Raw genomic sequence first — 18,423 nt, forward strand, 5'->3', positions numbered from 1 at the left:
TCGCCCGCACACGGAAGCGCCCCATGCTCACGACTCTGGCCATTGCCAACTACCGCTCGATCAACCAGTTGGTGATGCCGCTGGGTCGGCTGAACCTGATTACCGGCGCCAATGGCAGCGGCAAGTCCAACCTGTACAAGGCCCTGCGCCTGCTGGCCGAGACAGCGCGCGGCGGGGTGGTCAATGCCTTGGCCGCCGAGGGTGGGCTGGAATCCACGTTCCATGCCGGGCCCGAAAAACTCAGCCGGCGCATGCTCAAGGGCGAGGTGCCGGTGCAAGGTGGGCCGCGCCAGCAGGTACGGCGCCTGAAAATGGGCTTCACCGACGAAGATTTCGGTTATGCCATTGGCCTTGGGCTGCCGGAGCCAAGCCAGTCGAAGTTTTCCCTGGACCCGCAGATCAAGCATGAAGCGATCTGGGCGGGCCCGGTCTGCCGCCCCGCCAGCCTGCTGGTGGAGCGCAGCGCGGCCATGGTGCGCGCCCGCGAGGGGCGCCAGTGGCAGGTCATGAGCCAGCACATGACCGAGTTCGACAGCCTGTTCGACCAGGTCGGTAGCGTGCAGGGTTCACCTGAAGTGCTGCACCTGCGTGAGCAGATCCGCAGCTGGCGCTTTTATGATCACTTCCGTACCGACCCCGAGGCACCGGCACGCCAAGCGCGCCTTGGCACCCGCACGCCTGTGCTGCACCACGATGGCCGGGACCTGGCGGCGGCGTTGCAGACCATCAAGGAGATCGGCGATTTCGAGGCGCTGCAGGCGGCGGTCAGCGATGCCTTCCCTGGCTCACAGGTGGGCATCGAGGCGACACCGGGTGGCTTGTTCAGCCTGCGCTTTCAGCAGGCAGGGCTGTTGCGGCCGTTGAGTGCCGCCGAGCTGTCCGACGGCACCTTGCGTTACCTGCTGCTGGTGGCAGCCCTGCTGACGCCCCGCCCACCGAGCATGATGGTGCTCAACGAACCGGAGACCAGCTTGCATCCGGACTTGCTACCGGCGCTGGCGCGGCTGATCCGGCGGGCTTCGCAGCAGTGCCAGGTGTGGGTGGTATCGCATGCCCCGCGGTTGGTGGCGGCGCTGGAAGAGGATGAGGGGTGCAATGCCATAAGGCTGACGAAAGAGCTGGGGCAGACTGTGATCGTCGGGCAGGGGATGCTGGATGAGCCGGCTTGGCATTGGCCGGATTGAGGGGCCGCGAAGCGGCCCCAAACCGGGTCAGGCCGACGCTGCAGCAGCCGTCGGGCGCTTGACCTGTGGCTGCGACACGTTCGCCGCTGCACCTTCCTCGATTGCTTGCTGAATCGCCTTGCGACGACGCTCTTCAGCACGGCGGCTGAAGAACCAGACCATGAACGTCACCAGCGACACCGACAGCAGGATCAAACTGGCCACGGCGTTGATCTCAGGCTTCACGCCCAGGCGCACCGCCGAGAACACTTCCATCGGCAAGGTGGTCGAGCCAGGCCCGGACACGAAGCTGGCCAGCACCAGGTCGTCCAGCGACAGCGCGAACGACATCATGCCGCCCGCCGCCAGCGAAGGCGCAATCATCGGGATGGTGATCAGGAAGAACACCTTCCACGGCTTGGCACCCAGGTCCATCGCCGCTTCCTCGATCGACAGGTCCAGCTCACGCAGCCGCGCCGACACCACCACCGCCACATACGCCGCACAGAACGTGGTGTGGGCGATCCAGATGGTGACGATGCCACGCTCCTGCGGCCAGCCGATCATCTGCGCCATGGCCACGAACAGCAGCAACAGCGACAGACCAGTGATCACCTCAGGCATGACCAGCGGCGCGGTGACCAGGCCACCGAACAGCGTACGGCCCTTGAAGCGAGTGACCCGGGTCAGCACGAAGGCCGCCAGGGTACCCAACGCCACCGCCGCCACCGCCGTGTAGCAGGCGATCTCCAGCGAGCGCATCACCGACCCCATCAACTGGGTGTTGTCGAGCAAGCCGACGTACCACTTCACCGACCAGCCACCCCACACCGTCACCAGCTTGGAGGCGTTGAACGAGTAGATCACCAGGATCAGCATCGGCAGGTAGATGAACAGCAAGCCGAGCACCAGCATCAGCTTGGAGAAACTGAAACGCTTCATGCCCTGCCCTCCATCTCTTTGGCCTGGCTGCGGTTGAACAGCAGGATGGGCACGATCAGGATCGCCAGCATCACCACCGCCAGCGCGGACGCCACCGGCCAGTCACGGTTGTTGAAGAACTCTTGCCACAGCACCTTACCGATCATCAGGGTTTCCGGGCCGCCCAGCAGTTCCGGGATCACGAACTCACCCACCACCGGGATGAACACCAGCATGCAGCCGGCGATGATGCCGTTCTTGGACAGCGGCACGGTGATCTTCCAGAAGCTGTTGAAGGTGCTAGAACCCAGGTCCGATGCAGCTTCCAACAGGCTCGGGTCATGCTTCACCAGGTTGGCGTACAGCGGCAGGATCATGAACGGCAGGTACGAATAGACCACGCCGATATACACCGCCAGGTTGGTGTTGAGGATCTGCAACGGCTGGTCGATCAGCCCCAGCCACATCAGGAAGCTGTTGAGCAGCCCGTTGTTGCTGAGGATGCCCATCCAGGCGTAGACGCGGATCAGGATCGCCGTCCAGGTCGGCATCATGATCAGCAGCAACAGCACGGTCTGCGACTCTTTGCGGGCATTGGCGATGGAATAGGCCATCGGGTAGCCGATCAACAGGCACAGCAGGGTGCTGATGAAGGCCATCTTCAACGAGCCGAGGTAGGCCGAGATGTACAGCTCGTCCTCGGTCAACAGCCCGTAGTTGGCCAGGTTGAGCACCAACTGGATCTTGTCTTCGACGTAGCTGTAGATCTCGGTATACGGCGGGATCGCCACGTCGGCTTCAGCAAAGCTGATCTTCAACACGATGAAGAACGGCAGCATGAAGAACAGGAACAGCCAGATGAACGGCACACCGATCACCAGGTGCCGCCCCTCAGGGATCAAGCGCTGGAAGGCTCGCTTGAGCTTGCGCAGTTTCATGACCGCAGTACCACGCCGCTGTCGTCTTCCCACCACACGTACACTTCATCGCCCCAGGTCGGACGCGTGCCCTGGCGCTCGGCGTTGGCCACGAACGACTGGACGATCTTGCCGCTCGGCAGCTCGACGTAGAACACCGAGTGGCCGCCCAGGTAGGCGATGTCGTGGACCTTGCCGCGCGACCAGTTGTGCTCGCAGGTCGGCTGCTGGGTAGTGACCAGCATTTTTTCCGGGCGCAGCGCGTAGGTAATGTGTTTGTCTTCGACCGACGTGGTGATGCCGTGGCCGACGTAGATCTTGCGCTCCAGCTCAGGGCTGGCAATGATCGCGTGGCCTTCGGCGTCGTCGACCACATCACCTTCGAACAGGTTGACGTTGCCGATGAATTCGCACACCAGGCGGCTGGTCGGGGTCTCGTAGATGTCCACCGGCGAGCCAATCTGGGCGATCCAGCCCAGGTGCATGATGGCGATACGCTGGGCCATGGTCATGGCCTCTTCCTGGTCGTGGGTCACCATCACGCAGGTCACACCCACGCGTTCGATGATCTCCACCAGCTCCAACTGCATCTGCGAGCGCAGCTTCTTGTCCAGGGCGCCCATCGGCTCATCGAGCAACAGCAGCTTCGGCCGTTTGGCCAGCGAGCGGGCCAGGGCCACACGTTGGCGCTGGCCGCCAGACAGCTGGTGCGGCTTGCGCTTGGCGTACTGGGTCATGTGCACCAGCTTGAGCATCTCGGCCACGCGGGCGTCGACGTCGGCCTTGGGCAACTTGTCCTGCTGCAGGCCGAAGGCGATGTTCTGCGCCACGGTCATGTGCGGGAACAGCGCGTAGGACTGGAACATCATGTTGATCGGCCGCTCGTAGGGCGGCATGTCGGTGATGTCGACGCCGTCGAGCAGGATCCGCCCTTCGCTCGGCCGTTCGAAACCGGCCAGCATACGCAGCAAGGTCGATTTGCCGGAACCGGAGCCACCCAGCAGGGCGAAGATCTCGCCCTTGCGGATTTCCAGGGACACATCGTCCACAGCTACCGTTTCGTCGAACTTTTTCGTGACCCGGTCGATCTTGACCAGCACCTGCTTGGGTTGCTGGCCACCCTCGAGGGCTTTCTTATAGGCACCGGAGGCAACTGCCATGAGTGAAACTCCCAACAAGATTTGTGTGCCCGCGCAACCTGTTCTGCAGAGGGCCGCGGCGGGCCTGGATTGTTACTTGCCCGACTTGACCTTGGTCCAGCTACGGGTCATCAGACGTTGCACCTTGGGTGGCAACTCAGCGTTGACGAACATCTTGTCCAGCACTTCCTGCGGTGGGTAAACCGCGGCGTCAGTCCTCACGGCCTGGTCCATCAGGTCGCCAGCCTTGGGGTTCGGGTTGGCGTAACCGACGTAATCACTGACCTGGGCGATAACCTCAGGTTTCAGCAAATAGTTGATGAAGGCATGGGCCTCTTTGACGTTCTTGGCGTCCTTGGGGATCGCCAGTACATCGAACCAGAGGTTGCCGCCTTCCTTGGGAATCGCATAAGCCAAGTTCACACCCTTCTTGGCTTCTTCCGCACGGGCCTTGGCCTGGAAGATATCGCCCGAGAAGCCCGCCGCGACGCAGATGTCGCCGTTGGCCAGGTCGGTGATGTACTTGGACGAGTGGAAGTAGGTCACGTACGGGCGTACCGCCAGCAGCTTCTTCTCGGCCTTTTTATAGTCGTCGGGGTTGCTGCTGTTGGGGTCCAGCCCCATGTAGTTGAGCACCGCCGGGAGCATTTCGTCCGCCGAGTCGAGGAAGGCAACACCACACGTGGAGAGCTTTTTCATGTTCTCGGGTTCGAACAACACAGCCCAGGAATCGATAGTGTCGACGCCCAGCGCAGCCTTGACCTTTTCTACGTTGTAACCAATGCCGTTGGTGCCCCACAGGTAAGGCACGGCGTACTGGTTGCCCGGGTCATTCTTCTCGAGGCGCTTCATCAGCGCCGGGTCCAGGTTGGCATAATTGGGCAGCAGGTTCTTGTCGAGCTTCTGGAACGCGCCCGCCTTGATCTGCTTGCCGAGGAAATGGTTGGACGGCACGACGACGTCATAACCGGTGTTACCGGCCAGCAGCTTGCCTTCCAGTGTTTCGTTGGAATCGAAAACGTCCTGCACGGGCTTGATACCCGTTGCCTTCTCGAAGTCCGCGAGTGTGGTTGGGCCGATGTAATCGGACCAGTTGTAGAAATGCACCGTAGGCGCCGCTTGGACGCTGCATGCCAGCGTCAGGCCCGCTCCAGCCATCAAGGCCTTGCGTAATACAGAAATAGACAAGTGGGTGGTCCTCACAATCAGTGCATGGGTAGCGGCAATGTGGCCGCACACGCAAAACCGGCGCGCAACTTACCTTCGCAGCTTCGATGCCGCAATCAACAATTGCCTTTCACTGCCTCTGAGCCGGTAAAGCCCGGCCCAGAGGTGTCGCATCAGGCTTATTTGCCCGACTTGATCTTGGTCCAGCTGCGGGTGATGTCGCGCTGGGCGGCCTTCTCTGGCGCTTTGATGGCGTACAGTTGCGCCTTCACTGCATCAGACGGGTAGATGGCCGGGTCGCTGGTGATGTCCTTGTCGACGAACTCGGTCGCCGCCATGTTGCCGTTCGGGAAACGCACGGCGTTGGTGATGGCGGCCATCACTTTCGGCTGCAGCAGGTATTCCATGAACGTGTAGGCAGCTTCGACGTTTTCGGCGTCTTTCGGAATGGCGACCATGTCATAGAAGGTGCCGGCACCTTCCTTCGGAATGACATAGCTCAGCTTGACCTTGTCGCCGGCCTCGTGGGCACGGGCCTTGGACTGCTCCAGGTCACCCGAGTAACCCACAGCCACGCAGATGTTGCCGTTGGCGAGGTCAGAGATGTACTTGGAGGAATGGAAGTAGGTAATCGACGGACGAATCTTCAGGAACAGATCTTCCGCGGCTTTCAGGTCTTCTTTCTTGGTGCTGTCGCTCGGCTTGCCCAGGAAATGCAACGCGGCCGGGATCATCTCGGTCGGTGCATCGAGGAAGCTCACGCCACAGCTTTTGAGTTTTTCGATGTTCTCAGGCTTGAACACGACGTCCCACGATTCGATCTTGTCGACGCCCAGCGCGGCCTTGACCTTCTCTGGGTTGTAACCGATACCGATGGAGCCCCACATGTAGGGGAAGGCGAATTTGTTGCCTGGGTCGCTGGCATCGCCAACAGCCTTGAGCAGGGCTGGGTCGAGGTTTTTCCAGCTTGGCAGCTTGGAGCGGTCCAGCTCCTGGTAGACGCCGGCCTTGATCTGCTTGGCCAGGAAGTTGTTGGACGGCACGACGATGTCATAGCCCGACTTGCCTGCCAGCAACTTGGCTTCGAGGGTCTCGTTGCTGTCGAAGACGTCATAGACGACCTTGATGCCGGTCTCTTTCTCGAAATTGGCCACGGTGTCCGGGGCGATGTAGTCCGACCAGTTGTACACGTGCAGTACTTTGTCATCAGCCTGAACAGCGGTCGCCATGGCACCCATCAGGGCGGCGGCCAGCAACGTCTTGCCCATTTTCTTCATGCGTCATGCTCCAGATTTTTTTTGATTAGCCATCCGTTCAGCTGCCAGGTCCCGCAGTACACGCGCTGGGCGACTGAAACAGTCGCTAGTCTGGCAAGTTACAAGGCGCTGTTTCAAGGAAAGCAGCCCCTTGTAACCAACTAATGTCACAACGCTAGCCTAGCAGGTGCTCATCTGATCGCTTCGAGGGTCAGGTCCAGGCACTTGCGCGCCTTTTCCACCAGCTCGTCGATCTCTGCATGGCTGATCACCAGCGGTGGCGCGATGATCATGGTGTCACCCACCGCACGCATGATCAGGCCGTTCTCGAAGCAGAAGTTGCGGCAGATCATGCCCACGCCCTTGCCTTCGTAACGGCTGCGGGTCGCCTTGTCCTTGACCAGCTCGATCGCGCCGAGCAGGCCCAGGCCGCGCACCTCACCCACCAGCGGGTGGTCTTGCAGCTCACGCAAACGCTTTTGCAAATACGGTGCCGCTTCGTTGCGTGCCTGCTCGACAATGTGCTCGTCGCGCAGGATGCGCAGGTTTTCCAGGCCTACTGCGGCCGCTACCGGGTGGCCCGAATAGGTGAAGCCGTGGTTGAAATCGCCGCCTTCGCTGATCACCTTGGCCACAGTGTCACGCACGATCACACCGCCCATGGGGATGTAACCGGAGGTCAGGCCCTTGGCGATGGTCATCAGGTCGGGCTTGAGGTCGTAGTAGTCGGAGCCGAACCACTCGCCGGTGCGGCCGAAGCCGCAGATGACTTCGTCGGCAACGAACAGGATGTCGTACTTGGCGAGGATCTCCTTGACCTTCGGCCAGTACGTTTCTGGCGGGATGATCACCCCGCCCGCGCCCTGGATCGGCTCGGCGATGAAGGCCGCGACGTTGTCTTCGCCGACTTCGAGGATTTTTTTCTCCAGTTGCTCGGCGGCCCACACCCCGAACGCGTCCGGGCTCATGTCCCCGCCCTCACCGAACCAGTACGGCTGCGGGATGTGCACAATGCCCGGGATCGGCAGGCCGCCCTGCTCGTGCATGCCACTCATGCCACCCAGGCACGCACCGGCGAAGGTGGAGCCGTGGTAGCCGTTGATGCGGCCGATGATGGTCTGCTTGTGCGGTTTACCCTTCAGTGCCCAGTAGTGACGGACCATGCGCAGCACGGTGTCGTTGCCTTCGGAGCCGGAGCCGGTGAAGAACACATGGCTCATGCCTTCAGGCGCCACGTCGGTGATCGCCTTGGCCAGCTCCAATGCCGGCGGGTGCGCGGTCTGGAAAAACAGGTTGTAGTACGGCAGCTCGCGCATCTGCTTTTCGGCAGCCTGCACCAGCTCTTCGCGGCCATACCCCACCGCAACGCACCACAGGCCGGCCATGCCGTCGAGGATCTTGTTGCCCTCGCTGTCCCACAAATGCACGCCCTGGGCCTTGGTAATGATGCGCGGCCCCTTCTCCTTCAGCTGTTTGTAGTCGCTGAAGGGCGCGAGGTGATGCTCGCCGCTCAGGGTTTGCCATTCACGGGTTTGCGGGTTTTTGACGCTCATGTGCTTCTCCGTTATCCGACAGCCGCGCTCCTGCGGCACCAGGGTTGATCAGACTGCAAACAGCAGGAACTCACGTTCCCAGGAACTGATGACGCGTTTGAAGTTTTCGTGTTCGGCGCGTTTGGTGGCGACGTAGCCGGTGATGAACTTCTTGCCCAGGTACTGCACCAGCGCACGGCTGACTTCCATGCGTTCCAGGGCGTCTTCGATGGTCAGTGGCAGGCGCAGGTTGCGGCGTTCGTAACCACGGCCCTGCACCGGCGCGCTGGCCTCGATGCCTTCGACCATGCCGATGTAGCCGCACAGCAGGCTGGCGGCGATGGCCAGGTAAGGGTTGGCATCGGCGCCCGGCAGGCGGTTTTCGACCCGGCGGTTCTGCGGCCCGGCATCCGGCACGCGCAGGCCGACGGTACGGTTTTCCTCGCCCCACTCGACGTTCACCGGCGCCGATGTGTCGGGCAGGAAGCGGCGGAACGAGTTGACGTTGGGGGCGAACAGCGGCAGCGCCTCGGGGATGAACTTCTGCAGGCCACCGATGTGGTGCAGGAACAGCTCGCTCATGCTGCCGTCTTCGTTACTGAAGATGTTCTTGCCGGTGGCCGCGTCGATCACGCTCTGGTGCAGGTGCATGGCACTGCCAGGCTCGCCGGTCATGGGCTTGGCCATGAAGGTCGCGGCCACATTGTGCTTGAGCGCGGCCTCGCGCATGGTGCGTTTGAACACCAGGATCTGGTCGGCCAGGTGCAGCGCGTTGCCGTGACGGAAGTTGATTTCCATCTGCGCCGTGCCGTCTTCGTGGATCAGCGTGTCGAGGTCCAGCTTCTGCAGTTCGCACCAGTCATAGACATCCTCGAACAGCGGGTCGAATTCGTTGGCGGCTTCGATCGAGAACGACTGGCGGCCGGTTTCCGGGCGCCCCGAGCGGCCTACCGGCGGCTGCAGCGGGAAGTCCGGGTCTTCGCTACGCTTGGTCAGGTAGAACTCCATCTCGGGCGCGACAATCGGCTGCCAGCCTTTGTCGGCGTAGAGCTTGAGCACTTTCTTCAAGACGTTGCGCGGCGACAGTTCGACCGGGTTGCCCTTCTTGTCGTAGGTGTCGTGGATCACCTGCGCTGTCGGCTCGATGGCCCAGGGCACCAGGAACACGGCGTCTTCGTCGGGGCGGCAGATCATGTCGATGTCGGCCGGGTCGAGCAGTTCGTAATAGATGTCGTCGTCGACGTAGTCACCCGTCACGGTCTGCAGCAGCACGCTCTCGGGCAGGCGCATGCCTTTTTCGGCGATGAACTTGTTGGTCGGCGAGATCTTGCCGCGCGTGATACCAGTGAGGTCGCTGATCATGCATTCGACTTCAGTGATCTTGTGCTCTTTCAACCAATCGGTGAGCTGGTCGAGGTTGTTACTCATAAATACCTCAGGAGGTAAGGTGGTCCGCGCATTGATTCTGGATGGAGAAGATTGCTAAAGCAAAAACCCCCACGCACGAGCACAGTGGATACACTGAAACCAAGCGTGTCCGTAATGAGTTTGAAGGGCAGGAAGGCGAATCGAGTAGCGCAACGCCGCTACGGGGGAAGGTCCGGGTGCGCCAAGCGTCAATTATTGCGGCCAGGGCGGCCACACCGTTGACGGTGCGTTCATGAACGACAGGGGTACCCGACTGCACTGCGCAGGCAGCGCTTTCAGGTCGCGACAAGCGGACCATATGACCCTCGTATTATTGTGTTTTGGGTTGTGACCGAGCTTAGCCTTGTTCATTTTTTTACACAACACCTCCGTAAAAAATAAAACACGGCAAGCTTGAGATAGCCCTTTGAGCGGTAAATAGCGGATAATGGCACGCCCCGATATGCAGCAAATCTGCCGTAGATGTGCCATTTCAGGGCATCATGGGGTTGGCTTGACATCAGTATGGCTTTTCGATTGACTGGTCCTGCAAGCCCCCCTTGATTGATATTTTTAACAACAAAGGTGTTGCATCATGTCGGTACCCCCGCGTGCCGTTCAGCTTAACGAAGCGAACGCGTTCCTTAAGGAACATCCTGAGGTTCTCTACGTTGACCTTCTGATTGCAGATATGAATGGTGTGGTGCGCGGCAAGCGCATAGAGCGCACCAGCCTCCACAAGGTTTACGAGAAAGGCATCAACCTGCCGGCCTCCCTCTTCGCCCTGGACATCAACGGTTCCACCGTCGAGAGCACTGGGCTTGGCCTGGACATCGGCGATGCTGACCGCATCTGCTATCCAATCCCCGACACGCTGTGCAACGAGCCGTGGCAGAAACGCCCCACCGCACAGCTGCTCATGACCATGCACGAGATCGAAGGCGAGCCCTTCTTCGCCGACCCTCGTGAAGTGTTGCGTCAGGTTGTCAGCAAGTTCGACGACATGGGCCTGACCATCTGCGCCGCGTTCGAGCTGGAGTTCTACCTGATCGACCAGGAGAACGTGAACGGCCGCCCGCAACCACCCCGCTCGCCGATCTCGGGCAAGCGCCCACAGTCGACCCAGGTGTACCTGATCGACGACCTCGACGAATACGCCGACTGCCTGCAGGACATCCTCGAGGGTGCCAAAGAGCAGGGTATTCCGGCCGACGCCATCGTCAAGGAAAGCGCCCCGGCGCAGTTCGAAGTCAACCTGCACCACGTCCCCGACCCGCTCAAGGCCTGTGACTACGCGGTGCTGCTCAAGCGCTTGATCAAGAACATCGCCTACGACCATGAAATGGACACCACCTTCATGGCCAAGCCCTACCCGGGCCAGGCAGGCAACGGCCTGCACGTACACATCTCCGTGCTGGACAAAGATGGCAACAACATCTTCACCAGCGAGGATCCCGAGCAGAACGCCGCGCTACGTCACGCTGTCGGCGGTGTGCTCGAGACCCTGCCCGCGTCCATGGCGTTCCTTTGCCCGAACGTCAACTCGTACCGTCGCTTTGGCGCGCAGTTCTATGTGCCGAACGCACCGAGTTGGGGCCTGGACAACCGCACCGTGGCCCTGCGCGTGCCGACCGGTTCTGCCGATGCCGTGCGCCTCGAGCACCGGGTAGCCGGCGCCGATGCCAACCCGTACCTGATGATGGCGGCCGTACTGGCCGGCGTGCACCACGGCCTGACCAACAAGGTCGAGCCCGGCGCGCCAATCGAAGGCAACTCGTACGAGCAGCTGGATCAGAGCCTGCCGAACAACCTGCGCGATGCCCTGCGTGAGCTGGACGACAGCGAGATCCTCAACAAGTACATCGATCCGAAGTACATCGACATCTTCGTCGCGTGCAAGGAAAGCGAGCTGGAGGAGTTCGAGCATTCGATCTCCGACCTCGAGTACAACTGGTACCTGCATACCGTGTAACTGAAAACGCCGCCCATCAGGGCGGCGTTTTTCATTGAGGCCGAGGCAGGCTTACAGCGACTTTTCGAAAATCTTCGAATTGCGCTGATAGTTGTACAGCGAAGCCCGCGCCGCCGGCAGCCGCTCCACGCCACTTGGCGCAAAGCCACGCTCGCGGAACCAGTGCGCAGTGCGCGTCGTCAGCACGAACAGCGTATTCAAACCCATCTGCCGTGCCCGGCTCTCGATGCGTTCAAGCAGCTCATCGCCGCGCCCACCATGCCGGTACTCCGGGTTCACCGCCAGGCACGCCAGCTCCCCCGCCTCGGAATCGGCAATCGGGTACAGCGCCGCACACGCGATGATCATGCCCTCGCGCTCGACCACGCTGAACTGCTCGATTTCCCGCTCCAGCACCTCGCGCGAACGGCGCACCAGGATGCCTTGCTCTTCCAGCGGGCTGATCAGCTCCAACAGGCCGCCGACATCTTCGATGGTTGCCTCACGCACGACCTCGAACTGCTCCTGGGACACCAGCGTACCGCCACCCCCGCGGGTGAACAGCTCGGTCAGCAGCGCACCGTCTTCGGCATAACTGACGATATGGCTGCGCGCCACGCCGCCCTTGCAGGCCTCGGCGGCAGCATCCAGCAGCTCCCCCTGATAGTCGCTGCCCAGGCGCAGCAGATGCGGGGCCACCTGCTGCGGGCGCAGCTCACGCACCAGCTTGCCCTGTTCATCCAGCAGCCCCGGCTCGGCGCCGAACAGCAGCAGTTTGTCAGCACCCAGCTCGATGGCCGCGCGGGTGGCCACGTCTTCGCAGGCCAGGTTGAAGATTTCACCCGTGGGCGAGTACCCCAACGGCGACAGCAGCACGATGGAGCGCTCGTCGAGCAAGCGGCTGATGCCTTTGCGGTCGACCCGGCGCACTTCGCCGGTGTGGTGGTAGTCCACGCCTTCGAGCACACCGATGGGCCGGGCAGTGACCAGGTTGCCGGACGCCACGCGCAGGCGCGAGCCCTGCATCGGCGAAGCGGCGATGTCCATCGACAAGCGGGCCTCGATGGCCAGGCGCAGGGCACCCACAGCATCGATCACGCAATCCAGCGTGGCCGCATCGGTAATGCGCAGGCTGCGGTGGTAGTGCGGAGTCAGGCCGCGCTCGGCCAGGCGGCTCTCGATCTGCGGGCGCGAGCCATGCACCAGCACCAGCCGCACGCCCAGGCTGTGCAGCAGCACCAGGTCGTGGACGATGTTGCCGAAATTAGGGTGCTCCACCCCGTCGCCGGGGAGCATGACCACAAAGGTGCAGTCGCGATGGGCATTGATGTACGGGGAAGCATGACGCAGCCAGTTGACGTAATCGGGCATGACAGGGCCTGTGGATAAGTGGACGGAGAACGGCGATACAGGGGGCGTTCAAGATCATCGTCGGAACAGGCTTGCGGTCACGCGCGGTCTCCTCTAGGCAGGAACGAATCAGCTCAATGGACGTTTAGTGCAGGCAATAGTGCCGGATCAGGTCACGCAATAGACGCACGGTAGGCTCGATTCGTGACATTTCAAGGTACTCGCCAGGCTGGTGGGCACAGGCGATGTCGCCAGGGCCCAGCACGATGGTCTGGCAGCCCAGCTGCTGAAGATAAGGCGCTTCGGTGCCGAACGCTACCGCTTCGGCGCGATGACCGGTCAGGCGCTCGGCCACGTGCACCAGCTCGGCGTCCGCAGCCTCCTCGAACGGGGGCACTTCAGGGAACAGCGGCGCATAGTCGATGCGCACCTCATAACGTTCCGCCAGCGGTACCAGCTTCTGGCGAATCGCCGCACGCAACTGCTCTGCATCCATCCCCGGCAGCGGCCGCAGGTCGAATTCCAGTGCACACTGGCCACAAATGCGGTTGGGGTTGTCGCCGCCATGGATGCAGCCGAAGTTCATCGTTGGCGTAGGCACGGTGAACTGTGGGTTGCGGTACGCCTGCTGCCATTGCCCGCGCAACTGCATCAGCTCGCCCATCACCGCGTGCATGGCTTCCATTGCGCTGCGCCCGAGGCTTGGGTCCGACGAATGGCCGCTGCGGCCCAAGATGTCGATGCGGTCCATGAGGATGCCCTTGTGCATGCGGATCGGCCGCAGGCCGGTGGGCTCGCCGATTACCGCTGCGCGGCCCAGCGGCTGGCCGGCCTCGGCCAGGGCGCGGGCGCCGGACATGGAACTTTCTTCGTCGCAGGTGGCGAGAATCAGCAGTGGCTGCTTGAAGTCGTGCTCCAGCAACGGCAGCACGGCCTCGATGACCAGGGGGAAGAAGCCCTTCATGTCGCAGCTGCCCAGGCCGACCCAGCGGCCATCGATTTCGGTCAGCTTCAGCGGGTCGCTCGACCACAGCTGCTCGTCGAAGGGCACGGTATCGCTGTGCCCCGCCAGCACCAGGCCACCCGGGCCAGTGCCACGGCTGGCCAGCAGGTTGAACTTGCCGGGGCTGACCTGCTGGATGTCGCACGTGAAACCCAGGTCGCCCAACCAGCCGGCCAGCAGGTCGATGACCTGGCGGTTGGACTGGTCCAGCGCAGGCTGGGTACAACTGACCGAAGGCGCGGCGATCAAAGCGGCGAACTGGTCTTTCAGCGTCGGCAACGGCATGCCCGTACTCCTCGGAAGCGTTGCCCATCATAGGACCATCTGCCGTCTGGAATAAACCGTTGGCGGCCGACTGCTGTAGACTCTGTTGCCAACGAGCCCCTCCTTCGAGCCAGCGATGCACAAAGAAACCGAACTCAAGCTCCGCGCCAGCCGCGAGACCCTTGCCGCCCTGCGCGAGCACCCCTTGCTGAAAAAGCGCAACAAGTCCGGTTGGCAGACCCGCGAACTGCTCAACCAGTACTTCGACACCCCGGAGCGTGACCTTTCCGCTGCCCGCGTGGCCCTGCGCCTGCGCCGCGATGGCGAGGCGATCATCCAGACCTTGAAGTGCCGTGGCCAAAGCGTGGCCGGGCTGTCCGAGCGCAACGAGTACGAGTGGCAGCTGGACAAGGTCAAGCTCGACCTGAAAAAACTCGACGCCACCTGCTGGCCCGAGCAGTTGGCCGCGCTCGACAAGAAAACCATCAAGCCGCTGTTCACCACCGACTTCACCCGCGAATTCGCGGAAATCGCCTGGGGCCGTGGCAAGAGCAAAGTCGTGATCGAGGCCGCGCTGGACCAAGGCTTCGTGATCGCTGGCAAGCGCAAGGAAGAAATCTGCGAGCTGGAGCTCGAGCTGCGCGAAGGTGCGCCTGAAGCCCTGCTGGAGCTGGCCGCCGAGCTCGCCGCCAGCCTGCCGTTGATGCCCTGCGACATCAGCAAGGCCGAGCGTGGCTACCGCCTGCTGGAGCCCGAAAGCTATGAGCTGGGCTTGCCGCACACCGAGCTGGACGCCGAAATGGCCGTGGACGATGCCTACGCCGCCCTCGCCTGGCAGCTGTTGGCCAGCAGCCAGCGCCTGGCCGAGCAATATCGCCACAATGGCCACTGGCGCCTGTTGCAGGACTGGGTCGAGTGCCTGGCCGAGTTGCGCGCACTGACCAGCAGCCTGGGCCAGGCGGCACCGCGCCCGTCCACCCGCGCCCTGCGCAGCAGCCTCGACGCATTGCTCGAAGACTGGCGCCCGCTGGTGCAGGCCGGTAACGATGACGAAGACATCCGCCGCGCCGCGCCCGAGCAGTTTGCCGAAGAGCTCGAAGACGTGCGTTGGGGTCAGTTCTCCCTGGAAACCTCGCGCTGGCTGCTGGCCCGTGGCTGGACCGCCGAACGCAAAGGCCGTGGCGAACGCCAGGGCAATGCGCAGCTGGCCAGCTGGATGGCCCATCTGCTGGGCGAAGAAGGCCGTGCCCTGAAGCTGCCGCTGTACACCCAGCGCCCGGAAGACCTGGCCGAACAGCTGCCGCGCATCGAACAGTTGCTGGCCTGGCTGCACCATGCCCGCCAGGTGCTCGAAGCACCGCAAATGGACCGCCTGTACGGCGACCTGAAAAAACTGCACGAGCTGGCCGAGCTGCCGCTGTCGGAAGAGCCCGACGAGCTGCTTGAAGCCCGTATCGAACAGGCCCGCGCCGTTGATCAGAGCCGCGGCTGGAAGCACCTGCTCAAGCCCTGACGACACGGCCCTTGTAGGAGCGGCCTTGCGTCGCGAAAGGGTCGCGCAGCGGCCCCAAGATCTCCAAAGCAGCACAGATCTTAAGGCCGCTCCTGCAAAAATCACGAAAATCTACCTCAGCGACCCAGTGGCAGGCTCGTCGTGGACTTGATCTCCGAAAGCGCCACAATCGAATTGACCTCCTGAATCCCCGGCACATTCGACAGCTTTTCAAAGAAGAACCGCTCGTACGCCTCGATGTCCGAGGTAACGATGCGCAGCAGGAAGTCCACCGACCCCATCAGCACATAGCACTCCAGCACCTCCGGGAACCCCCGAATCGCCTCGGTGAACTCGGTAAAATTCGAGCGCCCGTGCGCGTTCAGCTTCACCTCGGCGAAGATCTGCGTGTTCAAGCCGATTTTCTTGCGGTCGAGCAAGGTCACCTGCCCGCGTATCACCCCCTCCTCCTTGAGCCGCTGAATACGCCGCCAGCAAGGCGATTGCGACAACCCGACACGCTCGGCAATCTGTGCGCTGGACAGCGAAGCGTCCTCCTGAAGCAGTTCGAGGATGCGCCGATCATAGGCGTCCAGCTCGCTGTGCATGAATAATCCCCCAAAACCATATAATCAGAATTGAACGATCTGCCATTCCAGCAAATCGATGGAATCATAGCGAAAAAATACCCGCCGCAACGTGCAAGAATTTCTCCCACATTCGCGGAGACCAGCATGAACGCACTGCCACGTACCGACGCCTGGGCCGCCAGCAACGCCCACAGCACCGTGCACTACCGCCTGCAGGCCGAGGCCGAGCCCGACAGCCTGTGCCGGGTGCTCAACCTGTTTGCCTTGCAGTTTCTGACCCCGCACCACGTGCAGGTCAGCCAACAGGAGGACTGGCTCGATATCGAAATCGGCATTGGCGGGCTGAGCTGGCACCGGGCCGAGGTCATTGCGCAAAAATTGCGCAACCTGGTGTGCGTGGGTGACGTGAGCCTGGCGAACCTTGCGCGCGTGGAGCTGGCGGTGGTCTGAGCCCGCTTCTTTTGTTCATGTCGCAAGATCCCGAAACCCTTTGCCAGCAGACAGCTCACCGCACCCGGCTAGCCTTCATCAGGACTCCCCACCTGGCAAGGACGCCAACATGCATACCCCCGGCAAGCAAGCACTCGACCTCAACCGCCTGCTCCAGGCTCTGCTGACCGAGCAGCACCTGGACGCCAGCGACACCCTGCTGGTACTTGAGCAGGCCGCCGCACGCCCGGCCTGCCACCCACTGGAACTGATCGCCGGCCCTGGTCTTGAAGACCGCATGCACCCCGGCCAGCCGCTGGACTTGGACCACCTCTGTCAGTGGCTGGCCGATAAGGTCGGCCAGCCCTTTGTGCGCATCGACCCGATGCAACTGGACATGTCCCAGGTCAGCGGGCTGATCTCCCCGGCGTTCGCCCAGCGCCATGGCATCCTCGTCGTGGCCGCCGACGCCTCGGCCGTCACCGTGGCCAGCGCCCAGCCTTATCAGGATGACTGGCAGGCAGACCTGGCCCGCAGCCTCGGCAGGCCGATCCGTCGGGTGCTGGCAAGCCCGTTGCAGATCCGCCAGCTGGGGCAATCGTTCTTGCGCCTGGCCCAGTCGGTACAGGGTGCGCAACACCAGCAGCCGGCCAGCCTGGGAGAGCTCGAACACCTGCTGGAACTGGGCAAACGCCAGGCCGAGGCCAATGCCGACGATGCGCATATCGTGCACATCGTCGACTGGCTGCTGCAGTACGCCCTCGAACAACGCGCCAGCGATATCCACCTGGAGCCCCGCCGCGAACAGGGGCAACTGCGGTACCGCATAGACGGCCTGCTGCACACCGTCTACGCCTTTCCCGCAGGCGTGACCCTGGCGCTGGTCAGCCGCCTCAAACACCTGGGGCGTATGGATGTAGCGGAGAAACGCCGGCCACAAGACGGTCGCCTGCAAAGCCGCCTGCCGGGCGGCGGCGAGGTGGAGCTGCGCCTGTCGACCCTACCGACGCCGTTTGGCGAAAAACTGGTGTTGCGCCTGTTCGACCCGCAACAACTGCATGAAGGCTTCGACCGCCTGGGCCTCGAAGGGCAGCAGCTGGAGCAATGGCGGGCGCTGCTGCGCCACCGCCAAGGCATCATCCTGGTAACGGGCCCCACCGGTTCCGGCAAGACCAGCACGCTCTACGCCAGCCTCAAACTGCTGGCCACCCCGCAAATCAACCTGTGCACCATCGAAGACCCGATCGAACGGCTGGAACCGGCGTTCAACCAGTTGCAAGTGCAGCCGGCCCTGGGCCTGTGCTTCGCCAACGGCGTGCGGGCGATGCTGCGCCAGGACCCGGACATCATCATGATCGGCGAGATCCGTGACCGTGAAACCGCCCTGGTGGCCGTACAGGCAGCCCTCACCGGGCACCTGGTGCTGTCGACCCTGCACACCAACGATGCCTGCGCTGCGATCACCCGCCTGCAGGAACTGGGCGTAGCCGACTACCTGATCAAGGCAACGCTGATCGGGGTCATGGCGCAACGGCTGATTCGTACCCTTTGCGGCGATTGCCAGGGTTGTGCCTCGGCGGCCAGCGGCCAGCCCTGCCGTACCTGTCGTGGTACCGGATTTCACGGTCGCACGGGCCTGTTCGAACTGTTGATACCCAGCGAAAACTTGCGCGCGCAGATAGGCCCGCACACCGACCTTGCACACTTGCGGCGCCAGGCACTGACGGAAGGCTTGCTGGACCTGCGCCGCTGCGGGGAGGCGAAAGTGGCCTGCGGGCTGACCCGCGCAGAGGAAGTGCTACGGGCCTGCTCCTGAGCGAAAATCCCTTGTATTCAAGGAAC

The 18,423-nt window shown here is 62.5% G+C and carries 15 protein-coding genes; 5 read left to right on the plus strand and 10 right to left on the minus strand.

What is annotated here, in order from left to right:
* The first annotated feature begins 23 nt into the window (after window positions 1–23).
* Entirely contained in the window at window positions 24–1,184 is a 1,161-nt protein-coding gene (locus LJX93_RS25685) for an AAA family ATPase (RefSeq protein ID WP_095063918.1), read from the plus strand.
* Between the two features lie 27 nt (window positions 1,185–1,211).
* Here LJX93_RS25685 and LJX93_RS25690 read toward each other — a convergent pair whose 3' ends face one another.
* From LJX93_RS25690 to LJX93_RS25720, 7 genes are all read right to left on the minus strand, one after another.
* Window positions 1,212–2,105, minus strand: a complete 894-nt coding sequence (locus LJX93_RS25690) for an ABC transporter permease subunit (protein WP_033702126.1) — start codon at window positions 2,103–2,105, stop codon at window positions 1,212–1,214.
* Window positions 2,102–2,983, minus strand: coding sequence for an ABC transporter permease subunit (locus LJX93_RS25695; RefSeq protein WP_177326479.1), 882 nt, complete (start codon window positions 2,981–2,983; stop codon window positions 2,102–2,104). Before LJX93_RS25695 ends, LJX93_RS25690 begins: the two co-directional genes overlap by 4 nt.
* Window positions 2,984–3,018: 35 nt before the next feature.
* On the minus strand, window positions 3,019–4,161 hold the full coding sequence (potA, locus tag LJX93_RS25700) for a polyamine ABC transporter ATP-binding protein (RefSeq protein WP_033702130.1): 1,143 nt from the start codon (window positions 4,159–4,161) through the stop codon (window positions 3,019–3,021).
* Between the two features lie 72 nt (window positions 4,162–4,233).
* Window positions 4,234–5,328 carry a polyamine ABC transporter substrate-binding protein gene (locus tag LJX93_RS25705; RefSeq protein ID WP_033702132.1) on the minus strand — a complete coding sequence of 365 codons (1,095 nt, stop codon included), beginning with the start codon at window positions 5,326–5,328 and terminating at the stop codon, window positions 4,234–4,236.
* A gap of 158 nt (window positions 5,329–5,486) precedes the next feature.
* Window positions 5,487–6,584 (minus strand): polyamine ABC transporter substrate-binding protein, encoded by a 1,098-nt coding sequence (locus LJX93_RS25710; RefSeq protein ID WP_033702134.1) that lies wholly within the window; start codon window positions 6,582–6,584, stop codon window positions 5,487–5,489.
* A gap of 170 nt (window positions 6,585–6,754) precedes the next feature.
* Window positions 6,755–8,116 (minus strand): aspartate aminotransferase family protein, encoded by a 1,362-nt coding sequence (locus tag LJX93_RS25715; RefSeq protein ID WP_033702135.1) that lies wholly within the window; start codon window positions 8,114–8,116, stop codon window positions 6,755–6,757.
* A gap of 48 nt (window positions 8,117–8,164) precedes the next feature.
* Complete coding sequence (locus LJX93_RS25720) at window positions 8,165–9,523, minus strand: glutamine synthetase family protein (protein ID WP_033702137.1); 1,359 nt, start codon at window positions 9,521–9,523, stop codon at window positions 8,165–8,167.
* A 574-nt stretch (window positions 9,524–10,097) separates the two neighbouring features.
* Between LJX93_RS25720 and LJX93_RS25725 the strand changes: the two genes are divergently transcribed.
* The gene (locus tag LJX93_RS25725) at window positions 10,098–11,474 is read left to right on the plus strand and encodes a glutamine synthetase family protein (protein WP_033702140.1); all 1,377 of its coding nucleotides are present in this window, start codon (window positions 10,098–10,100) and stop codon (window positions 11,472–11,474) included.
* Window positions 11,475–11,525: 51 nt separating this feature from the next.
* Here the strand turns inward: LJX93_RS25725 and argA are convergent, their stop codons facing one another.
* Together argA and argE are read right to left on the minus strand one after the other, a co-directional pair.
* Window positions 11,526–12,824, minus strand: coding sequence for an amino-acid N-acetyltransferase (gene argA / locus LJX93_RS25730; protein ID WP_033702141.1), 1,299 nt, complete (start codon window positions 12,822–12,824; stop codon window positions 11,526–11,528).
* Window positions 12,825–12,948: 124 nt separating this feature from the next.
* Window positions 12,949–14,091 carry an acetylornithine deacetylase gene (gene argE, locus LJX93_RS25735; protein WP_033702143.1) on the minus strand — a complete coding sequence of 381 codons (1,143 nt, stop codon included), beginning with the start codon at window positions 14,089–14,091 and terminating at the stop codon, window positions 12,949–12,951.
* Between the two features lie 115 nt (window positions 14,092–14,206).
* Between argE and LJX93_RS25740 the strand changes: the two genes are divergently transcribed.
* The gene (locus LJX93_RS25740; RefSeq protein ID WP_033702145.1) at window positions 14,207–15,583 is read left to right on the plus strand and encodes an inorganic triphosphatase; all 1,377 of its coding nucleotides are present in this window, start codon (window positions 14,207–14,209) and stop codon (window positions 15,581–15,583) included.
* Between the two features lie 116 nt (window positions 15,584–15,699).
* Here LJX93_RS25740 and LJX93_RS25745 read toward each other — a convergent pair whose 3' ends face one another.
* Window positions 15,700–16,170: an Lrp/AsnC family transcriptional regulator gene (locus LJX93_RS25745; RefSeq protein ID WP_033702147.1), complete on the minus strand. Its 471-nt coding sequence runs from the start codon at window positions 16,168–16,170 to the stop codon at window positions 15,700–15,702.
* 126 nt (window positions 16,171–16,296) lie between these two features.
* Between LJX93_RS25745 and LJX93_RS25750 the strand changes: the two genes are divergently transcribed.
* The gene (locus tag LJX93_RS25750; RefSeq protein ID WP_033702149.1) at window positions 16,297–16,602 is read left to right on the plus strand and encodes a hypothetical protein; all 306 of its coding nucleotides are present in this window, start codon (window positions 16,297–16,299) and stop codon (window positions 16,600–16,602) included.
* 109 nt (window positions 16,603–16,711) lie between these two features.
* Complete coding sequence (locus LJX93_RS25755) at window positions 16,712–18,397, plus strand: GspE/PulE family protein (RefSeq protein ID WP_227696528.1); 1,686 nt, start codon at window positions 16,712–16,714, stop codon at window positions 18,395–18,397.
* Window positions 18,398–18,423: the final 26 nt, after the last annotated feature.

Origin of the sequence: Pseudomonas sp. HN2-3 (genome assembly GCF_020691745.1) — a bacterium.
Taxonomy (GTDB): Bacteria; Pseudomonadota; Gammaproteobacteria; order Pseudomonadales; family Pseudomonadaceae; genus Aquipseudomonas; species Aquipseudomonas capeferrum.